1 protein-coding gene is annotated in these 651 nt (G+C 49.2%); it reads right to left on the reverse strand.

The window, feature by feature from the left end:
• The coding region (alr, locus tag R7P74_RS27060) for an alanine racemase (protein WP_318123755.1) at positions 1-602 on the reverse strand (602 nt) is incomplete at its 3' end.
• Positions 603-651: the final 49 nt, after the last annotated feature.

Below are 651 nucleotides of genomic sequence, written 5' to 3' on the forward strand. Positions count from 1 at the left end.
AATAAACCCGCAGATGCCGCTAGCGAGCGCTCGCCCTGACAGCCCGAGGTTAATGACATAAACAGCTCAATTTGTTGCGGCGTGATGCTGCTATCAAGCTCATCCGCACAACCAAAATGGCTCATGTATCGCAATGGTTTCGCCACATTCGGGCACGTTTTTAAGCGAGAAATGAATTCATCATACTGCTCAGGGCGAACACCCAAACGATGCATACCACTGTCGATCTTCAACCAAACGACCACTGGCGTTTCTAAATCCGCCTGTTCCAACGCGATAAGTTGCTCTTCACAGTGCACCACGGTTTGGATGTTGTTCGTCACTAACACAGGCAGATCGCCCGGCGAATAAAAACCTTCGAGTAAGAGAATTGGCTTTACCACGCCACAAGCACGCAGTTGCAACGCTTCTTCAATGCGAGCCACACCAAAGGCATCGGCATGGTTAGCATGTTTCGCCACATGACGTAGACCATGGCCATAACCGTTGGCTTTCACTACCGCCATCACTTTACTTTCTGGTGCTTGCGCTTTCACACGCTGCAAGTTGTGCTGCAACGCAGACAAGTCAATGCATGCTTTTGCGGCTTTCATGTAGCTCATAGCATTACTCATCATCAATATCGAATGCTGGACCCGCGTAATTATCAAA

It is taken from the genome of Vibrio sp. 2033 (assembly GCF_033339735.1).